The 14,382-nt window shown below is 40.8% G+C and carries 16 protein-coding genes; 5 read left to right on the top strand and 11 right to left on the bottom strand.

All coding sequences use genetic code 11. The features are described from left to right. Position 1 precedes the first annotated feature (1 nt). Positions 2–235, bottom strand: coding sequence for a hypothetical protein (locus tag MB09_RS10425; protein WP_045080869.1), 234 nt, complete (start codon positions 233–235; stop codon positions 2–4). Between the two features lie 262 nt (positions 236–497). After that, on the bottom strand, positions 498–1,163 hold the full coding sequence (locus MB09_RS10420; RefSeq protein WP_045080868.1) for a hypothetical protein: 666 nt from the start codon (positions 1,161–1,163) through the stop codon (positions 498–500). A 350-nt stretch (positions 1,164–1,513) separates the two neighbouring features. Between MB09_RS10420 and MB09_RS10415 the strand changes: the two genes are divergently transcribed. Further along, positions 1,514–1,915: a helix-turn-helix transcriptional regulator gene (locus tag MB09_RS10415; RefSeq protein WP_045080867.1), complete on the top strand. Its 402-nt coding sequence runs from the start codon at positions 1,514–1,516 to the stop codon at positions 1,913–1,915. Between the two features lie 47 nt (positions 1,916–1,962). Here MB09_RS10415 and MB09_RS10410 read toward each other — a convergent pair whose 3' ends face one another. From MB09_RS10410 to MB09_RS10405, 3 genes are read right to left on the bottom strand one after another with little or no spacing between them, the layout of a single operon-like run. Further along, positions 1,963–2,676 carry a M48 family metallopeptidase gene (locus MB09_RS10410; RefSeq protein ID WP_045080866.1) on the bottom strand — a complete coding sequence of 238 codons (714 nt, stop codon included), beginning with the start codon at positions 2,674–2,676 and terminating at the stop codon, positions 1,963–1,965. After that, on the bottom strand, positions 2,676–2,798 hold the full coding sequence (locus tag MB09_RS16530) for a hypothetical protein (protein ID WP_262987126.1): 123 nt from the start codon (positions 2,796–2,798) through the stop codon (positions 2,676–2,678). Before MB09_RS16530 ends, MB09_RS10410 begins: the two co-directional genes overlap by 1 nt. Continuing rightward, positions 2,783–3,166, bottom strand: coding sequence for a DinB family protein (locus MB09_RS10405; RefSeq protein ID WP_240484832.1), 384 nt, complete (start codon positions 3,164–3,166; stop codon positions 2,783–2,785). Before MB09_RS10405 ends, MB09_RS16530 begins: the two co-directional genes overlap by 16 nt. Positions 3,167–3,875: 709 nt before the next feature. Between MB09_RS10405 and MB09_RS10400 the strand changes: the two genes are divergently transcribed. From MB09_RS10400 to MB09_RS16190, 3 genes are all read left to right on the top strand, one after another. Continuing rightward, a complete protein-coding gene (locus MB09_RS10400) occupies positions 3,876–5,711 on the top strand; it encodes a HEPN domain-containing protein (RefSeq protein ID WP_045080864.1) in 1,836 nt (611 codons plus the stop codon). 447 nt (positions 5,712–6,158) lie between these two features. After that, on the top strand, positions 6,159–6,299 hold the full coding sequence (locus MB09_RS16195) for a hypothetical protein (RefSeq protein ID WP_165586698.1): 141 nt from the start codon (positions 6,159–6,161) through the stop codon (positions 6,297–6,299). 40 nt (positions 6,300–6,339) lie between these two features. Continuing rightward, positions 6,340–6,546: a hypothetical protein gene (locus MB09_RS16190; protein ID WP_045080863.1), complete on the top strand. Its 207-nt coding sequence runs from the start codon at positions 6,340–6,342 to the stop codon at positions 6,544–6,546. A gap of 197 nt (positions 6,547–6,743) precedes the next feature. Here the strand turns inward: MB09_RS16190 and MB09_RS10390 are convergent, their stop codons facing one another. From MB09_RS10390 to MB09_RS10380, 3 genes are all read right to left on the bottom strand, one after another. Further along, a complete protein-coding gene (locus MB09_RS10390) occupies positions 6,744–7,472 on the bottom strand; it encodes an NAD(P)-dependent oxidoreductase (protein ID WP_045080862.1) in 729 nt (242 codons plus the stop codon). Positions 7,473–7,901: 429 nt separating this feature from the next. Next, on the bottom strand, positions 7,902–10,394 hold the full coding sequence (locus tag MB09_RS10385) for an ABC transporter permease (RefSeq protein WP_045080861.1): 2,493 nt from the start codon (positions 10,392–10,394) through the stop codon (positions 7,902–7,904). 47 nt (positions 10,395–10,441) lie between these two features. Beyond that, on the bottom strand, positions 10,442–11,131 hold the full coding sequence (locus tag MB09_RS10380) for an ABC transporter ATP-binding protein (RefSeq protein ID WP_045080860.1): 690 nt from the start codon (positions 11,129–11,131) through the stop codon (positions 10,442–10,444). Between the two features lie 28 nt (positions 11,132–11,159). Between MB09_RS10380 and MB09_RS10375 the strand changes: the two genes are divergently transcribed. Continuing rightward, entirely contained in the window at positions 11,160–11,909 is a 750-nt protein-coding gene (locus MB09_RS10375) for an arylesterase (protein WP_045080859.1), read from the top strand. A gap of 153 nt (positions 11,910–12,062) precedes the next feature. Here MB09_RS10375 and MB09_RS10370 read toward each other — a convergent pair whose 3' ends face one another. The 3 genes from MB09_RS10370 to hisIE form a co-directional block, all read right to left on the bottom strand. Then, positions 12,063–12,476, bottom strand: a complete 414-nt coding sequence (locus MB09_RS10370) for a c-type cytochrome (protein WP_045080858.1) — start codon at positions 12,474–12,476, stop codon at positions 12,063–12,065. A 165-nt stretch (positions 12,477–12,641) separates the two neighbouring features. Then, the gene (gene corA / locus MB09_RS10365) at positions 12,642–13,730 is read right to left on the bottom strand and encodes a magnesium/cobalt transporter CorA (RefSeq protein ID WP_045080857.1); all 1,089 of its coding nucleotides are present in this window, start codon (positions 13,728–13,730) and stop codon (positions 12,642–12,644) included. A 43-nt stretch (positions 13,731–13,773) separates the two neighbouring features. Beyond that, positions 13,774–14,379 carry a bifunctional phosphoribosyl-AMP cyclohydrolase/phosphoribosyl-ATP diphosphatase HisIE gene (gene hisIE / locus MB09_RS10360; RefSeq protein WP_045080856.1) on the bottom strand — a complete coding sequence of 202 codons (606 nt, stop codon included), beginning with the start codon at positions 14,377–14,379 and terminating at the stop codon, positions 13,774–13,776. Positions 14,380–14,382 lie beyond the last annotated feature (3 nt).

Raw genomic sequence — 14,382 nt, 5'->3', positions numbered from 1 at the left:
CCTATACGTGCACCAATTGTTGGTATTTCTTAAAAGCATTCCGAAGCCATTCCCGGGCTTCAATAACCGCTGCGTTCTTAGTGCTTCCCGAAATTAGGATAAGGTGGCCAGGGGCTTGGGCTGTAGGTGCGTAATAAAATACCTGTTCAATAGTAAGTGCTTTAGTTAGCTGTTGCAGTTTGGCAGCCAATTCGGGCGACAGGGTCTGAAAGGATTGATTTTGAATTGTTTCCATGACATAATTTTAAAAGATTGCTTCAGTAAAGCTCTTTCAAAGAATAGGGATATTCAAGTTTGAAAAAGGGTATTTTATAAATGTCATTACGAAGGATGTACAACTGCCTGTACGGAGTGGAGTCGAAGTAAAGCAAATCGAAGATTCAACGGAGTTAATCTGCCGAGGTGTAGTCAAATCTATTCCCCTTTGGAGGGGGCTAGGGGGATGTTCATCACAACAAGCAGCCTCATGAAAGTACAACGACCTATCAACCTCACAATTAAGGGTTAACACCATTATCTTTTTCAGTATAGAAATAAATAGCATCCAAAAAAATACGCATAAGTGTAAACCACATTACGAGTTGTAAATGCTTTTTTAGTATTGGGTCATTTTCAAAAGCCCACCTTTGTTTTGGGGTTACCGGTTTGTCAAAAATGGTGATTTGTTCAAGCAGCCTGTCGTAATAGGGTTTCCCCACTATGTTCAGCATGGAAGCTGCCAATTCCACTTGAAATTCCTCAAGGGGCATTAAGGTGATCGCAACCTTCATGGTCATGGGGATTTCAAAGTTAGGCCAATCACCCTCCGGGTTACCATAAAATCTTTTTCCAAACAGTCGCCAACATTCACTTAATAAAAACATAAGGAGCATTGCCAAGCCCACCGTTTTCAGTATTTGTTTACTACTTATGCCGGGAAAATCCATTTTTGCCTCTAAAAAATCCGTTATTGAATAGTTCCCTTCCTCCAAAATTTCGGGTATATTCAAATAAAGTTTATAGGCTTCTGAATCTTCCATACTCTTTAGCCATAGTAGGATGCCCTCGTTTAATGTTTCCTCTGTTTGGTCATCAAATAATTCTCGAAGAACCAGTTTCGCCTGTTGCATATTGGTTACATATAGGTATTCTTGTTTTTTTTTATTCTCCTTCCCCGCTCTCATACCGTACTTTTTAATGGATTAGCGCAGGGAAGTTCTTTCTCAAAAAGCGGATATACCATTCTAAGGATGAATAATTTATCTTTTCAGGGGGATATTTTAGAAGGAACAAAGGTGGGGTTTATTAAAATATTTGGTAAATTTGATAACTGTCAGTTCGAGTGTTTTTAGGGTAAGCGACAGCGAAACCTAAAAATGTATCGAGAACCGACAAGAGACAAGATTCAAGAGATAAGAGACAAGAGCCAAAAGCCAAAAGCGACGAAATACGAATTACGAAAGTAGAAACACACTTAACGCTTAACGTTTTAATAGACAACCGACAACAGACAACAGACAACCGATAACAGAAGATGGAAACAAAAATACACCAAGGCCGCAACATAAAACGTTTTCGCGAGATGCTTGGCATTAAGCAGGAGGCGCTGGCCTATGAGCTGGGCGAGGAATGGAACCAAAAGAAAATATCTCTCTTGGAACAAAAAGAGGAAGTGGACACTCCCCTACTCGAGCAAATCTCCCAAGTATTGCACATACCGGTGGAGGCTTTTAAGAATTTTGATGAGGAGCAGGCTATTAACGTAATTTCAAATACTATTAATAATAATGATCATGCGACAATGACCAACCCAGCAGTATTTAATTTTCATCCAAGTTTCAATCCTATTGATAAAATGGTGGAATTATATGAGCGTATGCTGGAACAACAAAAGGAAATGATTGAGAAGTTGGAAAAATTAATAGATAAAAAATAAATCTTTTCCAAGTCATCCCACTCTTTTTAGTAACTTCTCACAAATATTTACGCCATTAACTTCTCAAGTCTATCCTTCCATTTTTCCCAATCCGGCATTTTTTCAGTTAAGAGTTTATAAAATTCTTTATTATGTGACGCTATTATCAAGTGGCATAGCTCATGGATTATTACATACTCAATACATTTTGAGTTTGCTTTTATTAGCTCTGGGTTTAAGATAATTTTACCCTCTGAGGTGCAGCTGCCCCATCTAAGTTTCATTCTTTTAATTTCAAAAGACTGTCTTTCTATTTTTTCAGCACTGAATTTATTTAACGATAATGCCATCACCTCTTGAAACTTTCGCTTTGCGTGGGTATAATACCAAGCTGTCAATAAACGCTTTACTATTTCATGCTTCCTGTTTTCTTCATCGTTAGGTTTTAGGGTTACCACTATTTCCCCAGCTTTTAGTTTTACGCTATTTTCATCAGCCTCTTTAACTTTTAGCATATACCGTCTGCCAAGATAGTAATGGGTTTCACCAGAAACATATCCACGTATGGGAGTAGCTGGAAGGAAGGTTTCAAAATACGCCTGTTGCTTCACAATCCATTTGCCACGGTGCGCTACCCTACTTTTTAATTCCTCCAAAGGAGCATTCTGTGGAGCTATCAACTGCACGCTGCTATCTGGATGTACTTCAATGGCCAAGGTTTTGCGAGCGGTCCTGGTTATTTTAAAGTCAATGGTCCTTGATCCGTATTGTACGCTGTGCATCAATAATTGTTTTTGGCCACTTTTAAACATTTGGCAAGGATGACGTCTATTTCATCAAAATTTATGGAAACCCCCAAGTCTTTACGGTGTTCCATTAAATAATCTTCTATGGCATTTTCCATTTTGTTCTGAATTGTCCGGCGTGAACAGCTTCATGATATCCAATTCGCAATAAATATTTGCCAAGGTTTTTTTTGGCTCCATTTCCAGGGTGAATGATTTCCGTTTCGTTTAATTCCCTATCCGAAAATTGGCGGATGCTTTCCAAAATGGCATTTCTATGGGGTTCAGCAAATTCAAGCTCGTCTGCAACACTGAGGTATGGACGAGTTTGCCAAGGGGTTTGATACTTTGCCATACTCCCATTATTGATTATAATATTCCATCCATAGTCTGCTTCCAGGACGTGTCTAACCATTGCTATGGCACTCATTGCCTTTGCGTCTGGTTTCAAATGGTGGTTGCTTTCAGGAAGCTCTTTCCATAGTATTACGCTTTTTCTCCTTATTTCCGTAAGGTTTAAAATAATGAGTTCAGATTGAGTTATATTCTTTGTTTCCGGGAATATGGGATTAGATTAGCTCCCGCTACCGCGCACTTGCGGTGGCTGACGCACCTAATTTAGCAAAACGAGGTGAATTTCCGATTAGTAAATGCAGCCGTTATTCGTGTACACGCTGTTGTGCTTTTGCTATTTCTTTTTTGTCATTTTTTGTTCTTTTTATTGTTTGCTGCGTTCGTCCATTACAACGACTGCCAACAACGAAATATCCTATTGCTTTTATCCCCCCCTGTGAGTAAGATCTAATTTCAAATATAAGTCAAAATAATGCAGCAGGAGCCCAAATCAAAAAATCCCACACCCAACCCCTTTCTATATTTCTCTATTGAAGCAATTGCTCAGAAAGTGCTTGAAGCTGGTTAAGGGAATGTTACTAAGCCAGCAATTTCATAATACAATGAAGACCAACATCTACACCAAATCCCAAAGCCAGTAGATAAAATATCCTCCCATTTTAGTTTTTTAAAAGTCGCATAGGTTTTTTATCCCCCCAACCTTTTACAACTTTAGCATTAGAAGGCTTTAGGCCGTGGACCATGCATTAACCTTTTCAGGCATCACGTCTAACTAAAAACCAAACTGAGAACTGAGAACTGACACCCAGAACAGATTCACAAACTCACAAATTCACATAATTATGAGCTACCAACCCATCATATCGTCCACCCCAACCCACCTACTACCGGAAGAACTTTTAAATGAGCTGATAGCTGCACTAAATCCGTTTTTTATTTTCTGGGGAGAATTTACGGTTAATCCTGAACTTAACATGCTTACCCTTATTGTAGGTGAGGCCGATTGCAAGCCCAGCAATTTTGAAAAGGCAGATGCTTTGTTGAAGGAACATCCACAACTGCGGCACCGTATATATACCCAAAGCTATGCTATGGAACAGATTGAAGCCGGAAACCTCTTTTTTATTGAGAATCTTTTATTGGGGAACGTTGTGTATGGACAGCAGGAGTTGGGATTTCCCTTTATGAATTCTACTCTATGTCTAAACGATTTGATAGGCAGAAGCAAACGCGCTTTCGATAAGGAGCTAAAAAAGATTGATGCTTTTAGTAAAGGGGCAAGTAGTCATTTTGAAAAGGGTCACTATGCCCAGAGCACCTTTGCTTACCACCAGACGATGGAACTACTATTTCGAGCAGCGGAGTGTGCCCTGATGGGCAGGAATAAGATAACCCATCGGCTACGTGAACACCAAGAGTACTGCCACGGCTTTATAACTTCCTTGGCTTCCTTTTTTGATTTAAATGATTTGGAAGAAGCTGCGACAATGGAACTTCTGGACCAGTCCTATTGCGCCGCCCGCTACCAAAGTGATTTTGAGCCTAGTATTGAAGCTGTGGATATGCTGTATTACAAAACAGAGCAACTTTTCATTTTGGTTAAATCATTATTCTATTTCAGTTGGCAACGGTGCTTTGTGGCAAGCTATAAAAAAGATAAGTCCGATGAAACCGGAGAGAAAATAGCGGTAGCAGTGGAAGCACCAAATGATACTTCCGTGGAAACTGCGGAAGTGCTACCCCATATGGATAGCGAAGAACCCCAATCCATTAGTATCAAAAGAGGCAACTACAAAACCGAAGACGAACTTTTAATTAGGGTAATCGAATTGTTAAAAAAAAAGTTGGAACTTGATTCCGTTTTTCTTATCAGCAAATACGAGGATTCACAAAGTATGGAAGTCCATTTGGAGCAGACTATTCCATTTTTGCAAAATACTATTATCTACACACTGATGCTTGTTAGTAATACACCCGCCTCCCTGGGCCCTGCCGCAATATCAGATTATATTTATAAAGAAACCGAGGGAAACTGTAGGGTGTATGCTATTTTATACACCGTAAACGAAGTATTTGAGAAAAGGAATTATGGAAGTCATTTTTTGGAATCTATTATTACACAGTCCCAATGGGCATATTATGCTTCGGAAAAAAATTATGGCCCAAACTTTCAAGTAAACTATCATCCATTAATGGTAGCAAATATTGAGAAAATTTGGGAAGATAGATCCAGCAAGGCGGCCTACTTATTAAATTTAATGGAGAATGATGGCTTTACTAATTATGATTTCAACATCACACTTACGATGGTAAGATTGGCAATTGAACAAACCTGCATAGGAATGGCACAGGTATTTTGGGAATATAAACCAAAACAGTCTTCCTTGCCATATCTCCTACATCTCTGCAGTCATTTCTCCAATACCCCCACAGCGATATTCCATAAAACCACCTATGAAAATCAACGGATGTACCATCTTATCTGCAATGCAAGGCGTATGCTGCGCAATAATAAGAACCCAAAAGTAAACTGTAATGACAGTGAAACGGCCATAAGTATAGCCGAGGAATTTGTACGTTTGGCAAGGGAAGAAGTTTCTGATCACATAAAACATCTAAGAACTTTGGCGGAAGCATATAAAACAAAGTGTGCCAATGAATGGCGAAAGAGACTTTAGTCAATAAGCTGTAAGCTGCGGACAGAAGGCGCAATGGTGAATAGTTGAATAGGTAAATCTGTGAGTTTGTGAGTGTGTGAGTATGTGAATTGTCTAAAAATCTTACGTCTTACCGACTAATGTCATACGTCTTTCAGCGCAGCGGTCTTACATCTTTCACCATCAAGGCATACGCCTCACGCTTCACTATTTAACAGCCAAGAGAAAAGAGCCAAGAGCGACGGTATACGAACGACAACGTACGAAGTACGAGATTTGAATTGCCTAATAGGAGATTTTGAGCAAGACGCAAGGCCTTTACCTGAAAAAACTATTTACCAATTAAATTTAACTTTTATAATAAAGTCAGTGTTAAATAATGTTAGCAAACATGGGAAAGCGCTGGGAATTTGATAGTTTGTATAAATATTTAGAAAACAGTATAAAATAACTTAAAATCAAATTGTTATGAAAACACCAAACTTCGAAGACAAACAAGGCAAACACCCCATTCCCCACGCAAAAGGAATCGCAAAGGACGATAACTTAAATCCAAAGTCGCAAACGGATGGTAAAGGCGCAAAAAAAGTTAAGCAGGAAGAGGAATAACAACTAATTTCACTACAAAATCAACCAAAAATGTACTATTATGGAAAAGAAAACCCCTATGTTGGACCCAAAAAAGAAAAACGAACAAAACATAGAAAAGCAGGACAGTCCCAAGGAACCAAATTCCAAACCCGAAGCTATAAAGATGCCCAAAAAGGAAGATCCCAAAAAAGTACCGGAATCCAATGATCCTGCTGGTTATGGCGAATCGGAAGATGTGAAGGAAGCTCCTTTTAAGAAGAAATAGGGTTTTTCTGGAAACTATCCCGAAGCGTGTGTAAGTTCAAAAAAGCTTTGATGTCCCGTTAGAATTTTCACAGTTACTACTGAAAGTAGCACTAAATCTGTTACAATCAAAGTATTTATTTTAATAATAAAGCATGTGATTTTTCTAGATTAACCAAGCTACTTCTTTGGTACGCTTTCCTACCCTAAGATAACGGTTTAATGCGCAGCTGCACTATAAATTACCGGCATCTGTCCTTTCCATTTAGCCCATAAATCGGCATCATGGATTAACCGGGCCATAAAATGGGCTACGTTTATTCTGCTTACTTTGCCAGCATTAAAAATGGCGCTTCTTGTTGGAGAAGGATAAATCTTATAATCCGTTACCACTTCCTCATTTATCAAACCATCGGGCCGTACTGCAGTCCATTCAACATAGGGATTGTCTTGCCCAATTTCTATACGCAAATAATCCGCCGCTTTTTCGTTGTCAACATGCGGCGGCAGCAACAAGCGAAGCAACCCAATAACACATTTTTGGGCGAAGGAAATAGGTTCGTCTAAGTCGCGATTGCGGTTTCCCGTGGTGTTCATCAAAACAAATTTCACTGCCCGTTGCGGTTTATTGTATTTAATGGCATCGCATAACCTTCGCGTAGCATCCGTTACCAATTTTCTGGGTTGGCCATAAATACCTTTCCAGGATAGATTGTGCCCAAGACAAGACGCTACGGCGTCACAATCCTTTACTATTTCGCGTATTTCGTCATCAGTTAAATCCAAAACACTGGCAGTTATTATTTGAAGATTATCATTCGTTTTACAAGCGTCAGGAAGTTTTTCGGGAGATCGTACAATTATTTTCACCCTGTGGTTTAGCATTAAAAGTTGTTCCACTAATTTACTGCCCGTGGCACCACTTGCTCCTACTACTAAAATTGTCATATTGCATTATTTGGATGGTAAATCTATTTATAGGACGAACTACTTTGGTAATTGTTTCATTATTTAAAATAGATGTATATATTTAATAAACAGATATTTATATATCAGAACTTAAATATAAATAATTATTTAGAAAAAGAAATTTGGCTTCGTTGTTATTATGCCGTTATTCGAGCCTCATACAATACTTGTTCGAAGCTCGTTCGAAGAATACCCCATTTTTCCAAACAAAACCCGAACAACACTCGAACAATGTTCGAACAAATCTTTTAAAAAATAGGGAAATGTCGGGTTACGAATTGGAGCTAAATAATTGCAGGTTTGATGGTTTCTTCGCAGAAAAAATGATTATTATTTTTTGGTAATACCTTAGCCTAGAGAAAAGAACAAAAAGAAGTCACTTTAACAGAACAGTCAACTGACAAATAATCACCCGCTCTTCCGCAACACCTCCAGAGGCGAGCTACTTAAAACTTCCCGAATATTGCTCAATCCAATTCCCAATACCAAAAGGGAAATTCCGGGTAAGAAGACAAGAAACGGAATAAGCGATGGCGCAAAGGGTTCCTCAAATACAAATATTGCCAAAAGCAAACTGCTTATGAGTGCCAATAGGATACCCAAGAGGCTACCCAAAATTCCCAGAAATAGATATTCCAAAGCGGTAATGGTGAGTATCTGTTTGTTTTTTGCGCCCAGCGTTCTTAGCAACACACTTTCCTTTATTCGCTGATATTTGCTGGTACGCACGGAACCAATCAAAACAATAATCCCGGTAAGGATGCTGAAAAATGCCATAAAATTGATAATCCATGAAACCTTGTTCAGGATATCCTCCACTACCGTGTACATCTGCCGTAAGTCGATAACGGACACATTTGGAAATTTGGTCACCAAGGCACGTTGCAGCCGGGCCGAGCTGGCTTCGGTGGGCGCGTAGGTGGTCAACACATTAAATTGGGGCGCATCTTCCAAAACGCCGCTGGGAAATAAAACCGTAAAATTGGGTTGCAGGTTTGCCCAATCCACTTTTCGGATGCTTTTCACCACGGTCGGCATCAGAACACCCTGCACGTTAAACACTATGGAATCACCGACCGTTACCATCGCATCTTCGGCAAGATTTTCGGAGACGGACACAGGCACGATCTCGCCCGCCGGTTGCGAGCCTACCCACTCCCCTTTTACAATTTCCTCGGAATTGATCAAATTGGCCCGGTAGGTAGTCCTAAACTCGTGGCTCAATACCCAGCCTTTTATCTGGGTGGTAGTATCGGTGCGTAAGGTGTTTACCAATTTATTTTTTATGCTGTGCATCCGCATCGTTACCAGCGGAATATTGTCCAATACGGGCAGGTCGTTGGCTTTAAACGTATTGGCCACCGCCTCCACTTGGTCTGGTTGCACGTCCAGGGTTATCAGGTTTGCGCTTTCGGAGCTTTGGCCTATTTCGGCCTTATCCAGTAAAATATCCTTCGTAAAGTACAGCGTACTGATCAAAAACGTCCCCAGTCCAATGGCCACTAGCAGTACAATGGTTTGGTTGTTGGGCCGGAATAAATTCAAAAGACTCTGCCGGGTGGTAAATCCTGCTCCACTGGGGAAGTAGGTTTTTAACAGTTTCATAGTGCCTATCGCAATCCCCGATAATATACCGAAGGTTACCAAAACCCCGCCGATAAAAGCCAATGCAAACAACCAATCCCTGAGCAGCCAATAGGAAAAGGCGTATAAAAACAAGATGATCACGGCGATGGCAACATAGCACGCCTTTGCGGATTGCTTTGAGGTATCGCCACTCACCCGCAGTACTTCCAATGGGGAAACGTACCAAGTGCGCAATAATGGCAGCAAGGCGAATAAAACAGACATCACCAAGCCCAGAAGCACGCCCATTATCAAAGGTTGGAGGGTAATGCTTATGGTTAAATCGAAAGGCAAAAACTCCTTTAAAACCATGGGGAAAAGTTCCTGAAGCCCTACTCCTATTGCTGTTCCAATTATTCCGCCTAATATTCCTATTCCCGCAATCTGAATTAAGAAAATCAAAAAACTTTGTTTCCTGGAGGCACCCAAACATTTTAGGACGGCAATGGCCTTGATTTTTTCTTTGATATAGATATTAACCGAGCTGGCAATGCCCACACAGCCCAATAAAAGTGCAATAAATGCTGTGAGGTTTAGGAAGGAGCCCACATTTTCATACCGTCTTCCCAATCTACTGCTGGTGCTGGTGTGGGTGTCCAGATCGGCATTTTCCGCTTCCAGCATGGGTTGAAGGCGTTCTTCCAAAGCCGCCAAATCCGCATCGGGTTGGTTATAGAAGTATTCGTATCGTTTTCGACTTCCAAATTGCAACAATTCGGTGTCTTCAATAAAGCGGAATGGAATGATGACCAAAGGAGCCACCGAGCTCGAAACTGCGGTATTGCCGGGGATGGCTATCAAGGAGCCAGTTATTGGAAGGGAAATTTCACCCACTTTTACAAAGTCGCCCACTTGTAGATTGTACTGCAACATTAGGGTAGCATCCACCAAAGCTCCACCTAAAGTTTGATAGGAAGTAGCAGCCGTAATGGGCTCTGTTTCAAGTTTGCCGTAGAACGGAAAATCACCTTGCAGCCCACGAACGCGCACCAATTTGGTACCGTTATTTTTTGGGAAGGCCACCATGGAAACGAAACTTACCTCCGAAGCATCCGGCTTTAAGGAATCAATAATTGCCTGCGCACGTTCCGACGGAAGCTCGTTGATGTCTATGCGAAAATCGGCTCCCATCAACGATTTTGATTGCCGTTGGATATTATCGGTAAGAGTTTGGCTAAATAGCTGTATGGAAACCACGGCGGCAATCCCCAGAATAATGGAGGCCATAAACAGCAGCAACCGTGCCCGGCTGGCCTTTGCATCGCGCCACGCCATTTTAAGGAGCCAAGCAGCGTTAATATTCGATTTTAAATTGGATTGTTTCAAATTGCTGCCGTGGTTTCATATGTTAGAACCTTACCGCCCTTCAATCGTAATATTCGCTGGGTCCGCGCGGCCAAATCCAGGTCGTGGGTAATAATCACCAACGTGGTCCCCGCCTGTTCATTGAGGTCAAATAGCAACTGGATTACCTTTTCGCCGGTTTCTTCATCGAGATTGCCCGTGGGTTCATCTGCAAATAAAATAGAAGGACCGTTGGAAAATGCTCTTGCCACGGCTACCCGCTGCTGTTCACCTCCGGATAATTGCGAGGGGTAATGGTGCATACGGTCTGCCAAGCCCACTTTTTCCAAAAGTTCTTTTGCCCTGTCCACAGCATTTTTGGCGCTTTGCAGTTCTAAAGGCACGCTTACGTTTTCAAGAGCCGTTAAGGTTGGTAGCAACTGAAAATCCTGAAATATAAAGCCTACTTTCTCATTTCGCAATTGGGCGCGTTGGTCTTCGTTAAGAGTGTTTAAGTCGTGGCCACATAATTCCACCGTCCCTGCATTGGGCGTGTCCAATCCTGCGGCCAGCCCCAAAAGAGTAGTCTTCCCGCTTCCGGACGGCCCGACGATGGAAAAGGTTTGCCCCTTTTCTATATCAAGAGAAATATCGCGAAGTACCGTCAATTCCTTAGAACCGCTTTTATAAGTCTTCTCTAGCCCGTTAATCTTTAATATCTTTGTCATTTAAGTTTTTATAATAATCAGCCATAATATGCCGAAGTCCAAAACTACACAAAGCCTTTTAAATAGTACACTTTCCCCTTATCGAAACATCTTAAAGTTTTGTTATTTCTTACTGATTTTTGTAGCAGTTGGCTGTGGAAATAACGCAAAATCAAAACCCGCCGAAGACACCGGCGAAACTAGAGCTACGGAAACGGAAGCTCCGGAAACTACTTCTACCAAAACCATCCTGTTTTTTGGGGATAGTATTACCGCGGGTTACGGTCTTGACGACACTAACGATGCCTTTCCGGGAATTATCCAGCAGAAAATAGATTCGCTGGGATTGAACTATGAAGTCGTAAATTCAGGCGTCAGCGGCGAAACCACGGCTGGCGGCAAAAGCAGGATCGACTGGATCCTCAACCAAGATATTGATGTTTTCGTTTTGGAACTAGGCGCAAACGACGGGTTGCGCGGAGTGCCCATTTCAGAGACCAAGGCAAATCTGCAGGCAATTATAGATGCCGTAAGAACGAAGAGTCCCGATACAAAAATCGTTTTGGCCGGAATGCAACTGCCGCCCAATATGGGGCAGGAATACACCTCGCAGTTTAAAGCCATTTTTACAGACTTGGCCGCAAAAAATGATTTGGCGTTTATTCCTTTCATTTTAAAAGATGTGGGCGGGGTTAAGGAATTAAACCAAAGCGATGGAATACACCCTACCGCCGAAGGACATAAGATTGTGGCGGGGAATGTTTGGGAGGTTTTGAAGCCGATTCTCGATACTGAATAGTCACTTTTTAAACCCATTTATAGAAAACCAGTCTGTATTTTCGTGATTTATATTCTAACCCATAAAGATTTCAAAAACCAATTCTTTTTATCGTCATATCTATACAAAGCTTTCCTCATATCCACAATGCGTTTGTATTTATAACAAACCAAATCAATCCGGATTCAATTCATCCACATGCATCATATAAGTGGCAATGGCATCCAGTTCTTCGTCAGTAATCTTTTTCAAAAAACCGTCTATGTTTTCTTGCATGATTGCTATTTGGCTGGCCGTGGTATCAACTATGGGCTTGGCATTTCCTTTTAAAAACGCAACAATATCACCATCTTTTGCTTTGTAAACGGCCATAATCTTCTTGACGGAAGGCCCTTTTTTTACGGAATAAACATCGTGGCAGGTAATACAGGTCTTTTCGGAAAACAATCTATTCCCAAGAAAAATCTTGGAATCCAAACTAAGTTCGCCGCGTTCAGGTACATCTGTTTCAAAGGCACCTTCTGCCTTTTTTTCAGTTTTACAGCCAAACAGCAAAAGGCTAAAAATTAACAGTGCAGGTAGTTTCATAAGGTATCGCTATGAATTTATACCCATAAAAGTAGTGAAACCAAAGATTTGGTTTTATGCCATAAGTCATTAAAAACGATTAACTTAAAACTAAAAATGGAGAAATAGTCGGGTTGATAAAATTTCGCTTTAAAAGTAGATGAATCAGTTATAAAAACAAATATGCTACAACCACTTCTTCCTTTTGAAATACCATAGCAAGCCCAGGAACACGAGGATCATGGCGCCCCATAGGTAGTAATATCCATACCGAAAATGAAGCTCGGGCATATGGTCAAAATTCATCCCGTAGATACCCGCCATAAAGGTAAGCGGAATGAAAATGGAGGCCATAATTGTCAATACCTTCATCACCTCGTTCATTTTGTTGCTGATGGTGGTCATATACATATCCATCAAGCCCCAGATCATATCGCGGTAAATTTCAACACTTTCGTTTACCTGAATTATATGATCGTACAAATCGCGGATGTATTTGTTAGTGCGTTCCTCAATCAAGGTGGTGTCTATTTTTTCCAATCGGTTTATAACCTCCCGCAAGGGAATGACCGCCTTTCGGATTTTTAAGATTTCCTTTTTTAGTTCTTGGATCTCCTCGGTTATGTTTTCATCGTCCTTGTCGTCAAAAAGTTTATCCTCAAGGATTTCTACCTTATTGCTCAAAAATTCAATAACGGTAAAATAGTTGTCCACCACCGCATCCATAATGGCAAACATCAGGTAATCAGAGCCCAACCCGCGAATCCTTCCTTTTCCGTGCTCCAAGCGTTCCCTTAAATCGCCAAACACGTCCCCCTCGGCTTCCTGAAAAGTTATAACATAATCCTTGCCCACTACCATGCTTATGTGTTCATTGTTCAGTTGTTCGCTTTCATCGTAGTGCAACATTTTGAAAACAATAAACAGATATTCCTCGTATTCATCAATCTTTGGGCGCTGATTGGTTGTAACAATGTCTTCCTGTATAAGCGGGTGAAGTTCAAAGTGGTTACCCAGGGTTACAATGTCGTCTGTATTGCTAAGTCCGTTTACATTTATCCAAGTAATGTTTGAGGAGTCTTCATAGTTAAAGGCTTCCTGTATATTATTTGTTTCAAAGCGGTGGAAATGTTCTCTGGAATAATCAATTATGTCCAGCTCGGTAACCGTAGTTGTTTTTTTTCCGGTATAGGTTACCGTTCCCGGGGAAAGGTTTTTTGCCCTTTTAGGTTGTATTTTGGTGGTTTGCGGTTTTTTTCTTCTTCGTGCAGCCATAAAAAATTGATTATTTTTTTAAAGGTAGGAAAAAGTAAAAAGATTATTCCAATTTATGGCGCTGCCGAAGTATTTTCTCCACATCCTGAAGCGTAAAGCCCTTTGCCCGAAGTAAAATCATATAATGAAAGAGCAGATCTGCACTTTCATTGAGGAAAAGATCGTCGTTGCTGTCTTTGGCTTCAATAACCACTTCCACCGCCTCCTCGCCTACTTTTTGTGCAATTTTATTGATGCCCTTTCGGAAAAGGGATGCAATGTAGGAATCCTCATTTTCTGGGTTTTCTTTTCGCTTTTGAATGATTTTTTCCAATGCTGAAAGAAATCCATATTCTGAAACATTTTCTTCCTGCCAACACGTATCAGTTCCTTTGTGGCAAACGGGTCCTTTGGGGTTCACTTTTAGTAGCAGGGCATCGTTGTCACAATCTACCGCAATGGAAACAAGTTCCAAAAAATTGCCGCTTTCCTCCCCTTTTGTCCACAACCTTTGCTTACTTCTGCTGAAAAAAGTAACCTGCTTTGATTGATTGGTTTTCAGAAATGCTTCCTCATTCATATATCCCAGCATCAGCACTTTACTTGTTAAAACGTCTTGAATTATCGCTGGTACAAGACCATCGTTATATTTTTTAAAATCTATTTTCATATC

Source organism: Aequorivita vladivostokensis (assembly GCF_000952855.1).
GTDB classification, from domain to species: domain Bacteria; phylum Bacteroidota; class Bacteroidia; order Flavobacteriales; family Flavobacteriaceae; genus Aequorivita; species Aequorivita vladivostokensis.
This window is presented reverse-complemented; position numbering and strand designations above follow the sequence as displayed.

Bases quoted from the DNA above. Each gene is read 5' to 3' on its own strand.
- MB09_RS10425 (WP_045080869.1), bottom strand. From the start codon at position 235: ATGGAAACAATTCAAAATCAATCCTTTCAGACCCTGTCGCCCGAATTG.
- MB09_RS10420 (WP_045080868.1), bottom strand. From the start codon at position 1,163: ATGAGAGCGGGGAAGGAGAATAAAAAAAAACAAGAATACCTATATGTA.
- MB09_RS10415 (WP_045080867.1), top strand. From the start codon at position 1,514: ATGGAAACAAAAATACACCAAGGCCGCAACATAAAACGTTTTCGCGAG.
- MB09_RS10410 (WP_045080866.1), bottom strand. From the start codon at position 2,676: ATGCACAGCGTACAATACGGATCAAGGACCATTGACTTTAAAATAACC.
- MB09_RS16530 (WP_262987126.1), bottom strand. From the start codon at position 2,798: ATGGAAAATGCCATAGAAGATTATTTAATGGAACACCGTAAAGACTTG.
- MB09_RS10400 (WP_045080864.1), top strand. From the start codon at position 3,876: ATGAGCTACCAACCCATCATATCGTCCACCCCAACCCACCTACTACCG.
- MB09_RS16195 (WP_165586698.1), top strand. From the start codon at position 6,159: ATGAAAACACCAAACTTCGAAGACAAACAAGGCAAACACCCCATTCCC.
- MB09_RS16190 (WP_045080863.1), top strand. From the start codon at position 6,340: ATGGAAAAGAAAACCCCTATGTTGGACCCAAAAAAGAAAAACGAACAA.
- MB09_RS10390 (WP_045080862.1), bottom strand. From the start codon at position 7,472: ATGACAATTTTAGTAGTAGGAGCAAGTGGTGCCACGGGCAGTAAATTA.
- MB09_RS10385 (WP_045080861.1), bottom strand. From the start codon at position 10,394: ATGGCGTGGCGCGATGCAAAGGCCAGCCGGGCACGGTTGCTGCTGTTT.
- MB09_RS10380 (WP_045080860.1), bottom strand. From the start codon at position 11,131: ATGACAAAGATATTAAAGATTAACGGGCTAGAGAAGACTTATAAAAGC.
- MB09_RS10375 (WP_045080859.1), top strand. From the start codon at position 11,160: ATGCCGAAGTCCAAAACTACACAAAGCCTTTTAAATAGTACACTTTCC.
- MB09_RS10370 (WP_045080858.1), bottom strand. From the start codon at position 12,476: ATGAAACTACCTGCACTGTTAATTTTTAGCCTTTTGCTGTTTGGCTGT.
- corA (WP_045080857.1), bottom strand. From the start codon at position 13,730: ATGGCTGCACGAAGAAGAAAAAAACCGCAAACCACCAAAATACAACCT.
- hisIE (WP_045080856.1), bottom strand. From the start codon at position 14,379: ATGAAAATAGATTTTAAAAAATATAACGATGGTCTTGTACCAGCGATA.